Below are 1,178 nucleotides of genomic sequence, written 5' to 3' on the forward strand. Positions count from 1 at the left end.
CGCTCGCCGCCCGCCGGCTCGCCGACTGGGCCCAGCGCGCCGTGCGGAACACCGCCCGCGCCGCTCCGCTCGGCGACCACAGCCTCTGCCACGGCGAGTTGGGTGTGCTGGAACTGCTCGGCCGGCACGGACCCGCCGCCGGCCGCACCCCCTGGGTCCGCCGGGCCGGGGCGCTGCTGGCCGCCGTCGACCAGGACGGGCCGCGCTCGGGCGCCCCCGACCAGGTGCCCCACCCCGGGCTGCTCACCGGCCTGGCCGGGATCGGCCACGGGCTGCTCCGCCTCGGCTTCCCCGACCAGGTGCCGCCCGCCCTGCTGCTGCGGCCGCGGGTGCCGGCGGCGTGCCGCTCCGCGCCGGCCGTACTCGGCTGACCGGCGCCCGACCAGCTCCTGACCGACCCGCGCGCCCCCGGCCGCCCCCCAGCGCCCCCACGCACGCGCGTGCGCGTCCCCACGCGCGCACGCGCCACCCCGCACCACCCGTCCCGGCCACCCCGACCGAACCGGCGCCACCCGTGCGACGTCCTCCCCACGGGACGTCCCGCACCGACCCCCACCATCCGCACGATCCGGACCATCCACCGCGACCCGAACGGAGCTCCGACCATGCACGACCACGATGAGCGGCTCACCCTGCCGCAATCCGCCGCCCGCCCCGGCGAGACGGCCGACCACCCGGCCGGCGAGATCCGCCTGCGCCCGGGGAACGGCCTGGGCCTGCGCTCCCGTCTGCTCGCCGGCACCGGCGGCGCCATCCCGCCGATCGTCGAGTTCCCGACCATGACCACGCCCTTCTGAGCGAGCCCCTCCGAGTACGGCCCGCGCCACCGCACCACCCCCGGCCCTGACCGGCCGGACCGTCCGCCGTCGAGGAACGGGCAGCCCCTCGGCGGCGGACCCGGACACGGGCCGGACGGGCCGGACGGGCCCGCGCCCGCCGTCCCGGGCCGACCGCGCGGCCCCTCCACCCCGCGTGTGGTCGTACGGTAACCACCCGGTGGTGACACCGTGTCTGCTTCGTAGCCGACTCACCACTCTTCAGAACGGATACCCCGTCAAGTAGCCTGCGGCCATGCGGACCACGTCGTCGATCACCGTCGGTCGCGCCCCCGAGCTGGCGATGCTCGGCGGCGCGCTGGCCGCCGTCCGGCTGCTGCCCGCGACACCCGCCGGCGCCGC

2 protein-coding genes are annotated in these 1,178 nt (G+C 78.6%); both read left to right on the forward strand.

Going from position 1 to position 1,178, the window contains the following annotated elements:
- Nucleotides 1-371: lanthionine synthetase LanC family protein (locus ABD308_RS32245; RefSeq protein ID WP_344342986.1), on the forward strand; the 371-nt coding region annotated here is incomplete at its 5' end.
- A gap of 234 nt (nucleotides 372-605) precedes the next feature.
- Nucleotides 606-797, forward strand: a complete 192-nt coding sequence (locus ABD308_RS32250) for a hypothetical protein (protein ID WP_344342988.1) — start codon at nucleotides 606-608, stop codon at nucleotides 795-797.
- The last annotated feature ends 381 nt before the right edge of the window (nucleotides 798-1,178 follow it).

Source organism: Kitasatospora putterlickiae (genome assembly GCF_039527695.1).
In the GTDB taxonomy this organism is placed as follows: domain Bacteria; phylum Actinomycetota; class Actinomycetes; order Streptomycetales; family Streptomycetaceae; genus Kitasatospora; species Kitasatospora putterlickiae.

Coding starts and splice junctions, on each gene's coding strand:
- ABD308_RS32250 (WP_344342988.1), top strand. CDS start 606: ATGCACGACCACGATGAGCGGCTCACCCTGCCGCAATCCGCCGCCCGC.